This is a genomic window from Kitasatospora sp. NPDC036755, from assembly GCF_040636595.1.
Classification (GTDB): domain Bacteria; phylum Actinomycetota; class Actinomycetes; order Streptomycetales; family Streptomycetaceae; genus Kitasatospora.
Map to the genome: position 1 here is coordinate 1 of NZ_JBEZUT010000582.1, position 2,926 is coordinate 2,926.

A 2,926-nucleotide genomic window follows, 5' to 3' on the forward strand; every position below is an offset into this window, starting at 1 on the left:
GCGGGCTGCGGCGTCGGAGCGGACGGCTCCTCGACCGGCGCCACGGCGGCCCCAGCAGCAGCCGCAGCACCCGCAGCACCCGCAGCACCCGCAGCACCCGCAGCCGGAGCCTCCGCGCCCTGCGGGCCCGCCGGAGCCGTCCCGAGCCGCTCCGCCTCGGCCGCGATCGCCGCGGCACCCGCCTCCTGGAGCCACTGCGGCGGGCTGAGCAGGAAGGACGTCGCCTCCACCGGCCCGGGCGCGGGCTTCGCCGCCCCGGCCGGGTTGGCCGCCACCGGCCGCCCGTAGGCCTCCTCGTACTGCCGGACCACCTCGTTGACGGGCAGCGCGGGCCACAGCGTGCTGGCCCCCGAGTCCCGGGCGATCACCAGCCGCGCCTCCCCCGAGCCGCCGCCCGCACCGCCCGTGCCGTCGGCCGGGCCCGCGGGCGCCACCGCCCAGCAGACGAAGCCCAGGTCGAACTCCCGGACCCGTACCTCGCGCTGCTGCGCGTGCGGCACTCCGCCGTTGATCCACTCCTCGGCGAGCTCCTGCGCCTGCGCGTACGTCACCACGCCCGGTTCACCCCTGTCCGCATCCTCGTCGTCCCCCGTTCCACCGCGACCACCGACACCACCACGACCACGCGCCTCAGTCCATCGGGACGGCCCGGGCGAACCCGCCGTCCACCATCAGCGCCGCGACCGTCTCCAGCTCCGGCGGGCTGCCGGCCAGCCGCAGCAGGAAGGCGTCGAAGTCCTCGCCGCAGGGCAGCAGCAGCCGGGCGCAGCGGTCCTCCGGGGCCTCGGGGGCGCCGGTGTCGCGGGCGTCGTCGTACAGGTGGAACCAGACCGAGCCGGCCCGCTCGCCGCGCACCTTGAGCGCGACAAGGCCGCCCTGGGCGTAGGCGATGCCCAGGTAGTCCTTGGTGAGGTGGTCGCGCAGGCACTTGTTGGCGTACACGACGTCGTCGGTGCCGTACTCCTCGGTGAGCGTCAGGAACGGCTGGTCGAGGAGCAGTCCGAGATCGGTGTCCAGCGCCACGCCGACCGGGGCGCGGCCGCCGCCCAGCTTGAGGAAGGTGCGGTAGGCGTCGGGCAGCCGGTAGCCGAGGCGCTGCTCGGCGCGCTGCACCAGGTCCTCGGGGACCCCGATCGGGTCGCCGCCGTCCTTGGCCAGCGAGAAGTGCACCGCCCGGCGCTCCTGCAGCGGGCGGGTGCCGCGGCGGGTGTGGTCGGCGGCCGAGGTGGCCAGCCCGCCGTGGTGCCTCAGCAGCGCCTTGACCTCGACCGGGACGAGCTCCATCCGCCGCCAGCCGGGGGCGGCCCGGCCGACCGCGTGGTGCCAGGTCCAGCCGGGCGGCGTGGCGACGGCGGTCGGGAGGTCGGCCCAGAGCGGGTGGCCCTGGGTGTAGAGCGCGGCGTTGGCCGAGACGTAGTCGGTCAGCCGCAGCTCGTCCACGCCGAAGCCCTCCGGCGGGTCGGCCACCTCGGCCGCGGCGGCGGCGTACGGGCCGAAGTCCGGGTAGCCGTACTCGTCCACCCTGACCCCGGCGGGGTGCCGCTCCGCGCGGACCGGGTCCGGGAACTGCACCACCTGACCTGCGTACGCCGCGTTCGGTGCGGCGGCGACGCCGGGCCGACCTGTCGTCATCTGGGAGCCCCCACTGGCTGCTGCAAAATACGGTGCCTGCTGGGCACCAGCCTAGGGCCTGCCTTCAACCCCCCGTCTGCCAGGCGGGCCCCGGGGGCGCTCCGCGGGCGGGCGGGGCCGGAGTCACAACCGCCCGCCCAGCGCCCGCGCCAGCGCCTCGGCCACCCGCAGCTGCCGGGCCTCGGTGAGGTGCGGGTGCAGCGGCAGGCTGAGCAGTTCGCGGGCGGCCCGCTCGGCCACCGGGAACGCGCCTTCGCGGTGGCCGAGGTGACGGAACGCGGGCTGCAGGTGGACCGGCACCGGGTAGTGCACCCCGGCGCCGATCCCGGCGGCGTTGAGCGCGGCCAGCACCGCGTCCCGGTCCCGGCCGGGGCCGATCCGCACCGGGTACAGGTGCCGGACGTGCTCGTTGCCGGGCGCGGTCCGGGGCAGGGCGAGGCCGTCCAGCCCGCCCAGCAGCTCGTCGTAGCGGGCGGCGGCGGCGCGGCGGGCGGCGTTCCAGGCGGGCAGCCGGCGCAGTTTGGCCCGCAGCACGACGGCCTGCAGCGCGTCCAGCCGGGAGTTGCAGCCGAACCGTTCGTGCCGGTACCGGTCGCGGGCGCCGTGGTCGCCGGTCAGCCGGACGGCGTCGGCCAGGTTGTCGTCGTCGGTGAGCACCGCCCCGGCGTCGCCGTAGGCGCCGAGGTTCTTTCCCGGGTAGAAGCTGGTGGCCGCGATCCGCCCGTACCAGGTGCGCCCGTGCTGCCGGGCGCCCTGGGACTGCGCCGCGTCCTCCACCACCGGCCGGCCGTCGGCCACCGCCAGCAGCGGCCCCATCGGGGCGAGTTGGCCGAAGAGGTGGACGGGCAGCAGCGCGGCCGCGCCGGGCACCGCGTCGGCGGCCCGCTCCGGGTCCATCAGCAGGTACCGCGGGTCGGCGTCGACCAGCACCGGGCGCAGCCCGGCCCGCAGCACCGCCTCGGCGGTGGCGACGAAGGTGTTGGCGGGCAGCACCACCCTGCCGCCGGGCGGCAGGTCCAGCGCGCGCAGGGCCAGTTCGAGCGCGTCGGTGCCGTTGGCGGCGCCCACGCAGTGCCGGACGCCCGCGAAGTCCGCGTACTCCCGCTCGAAGGCGGCCACTTCGGGGCCCTTGACGAAGGCGCCGGAGGCGAGCACCCGGTCGAAGCCGGCCCGCACCTCGTCGGCCACCTCGGCGTGCGCCGCCGCCAGGTCGACCAGGATCGGAAGAGCGTAGAGTAGGGACAGAGTGGTCCGTGGGGCTGCTAGATCTCGGTGGACGCCGCTTCAGTAAAAG

The 2,926-nt window shown here is 76.6% G+C and carries 2 protein-coding genes and 1 pseudogene; all 3 read right to left on the bottom strand.

The window, feature by feature from the left end:
- Positions 1-554 (bottom strand): annotated as a pseudogene (locus AB0E96_RS40130) (hypothetical protein); the annotation flags it as partial.
- Between the two features lie 76 nt (positions 555-630).
- Complete coding sequence (locus AB0E96_RS40135) at positions 631-1,632, bottom strand: SMI1/KNR4 family protein (protein WP_359831654.1); 1,002 nt, start codon at positions 1,630-1,632, stop codon at positions 631-633.
- A 123-nt stretch (positions 1,633-1,755) separates the two neighbouring features.
- Complete coding sequence (locus AB0E96_RS40140) at positions 1,756-2,820, bottom strand: DegT/DnrJ/EryC1/StrS family aminotransferase (protein WP_359831656.1); 1,065 nt, start codon at positions 2,818-2,820, stop codon at positions 1,756-1,758.
- Between the last annotated feature and the right edge of the window lie 106 nt (positions 2,821-2,926).

What these genes read in the sequence shown, in the direction of transcription:
- AB0E96_RS40135 (WP_359831654.1), bottom strand. Translation starts at nt 1,632, where the DNA reads ATGACGACAGGTCGGCCCGGCGTCGCCGCCGCACCGAACGCGGCGTAC.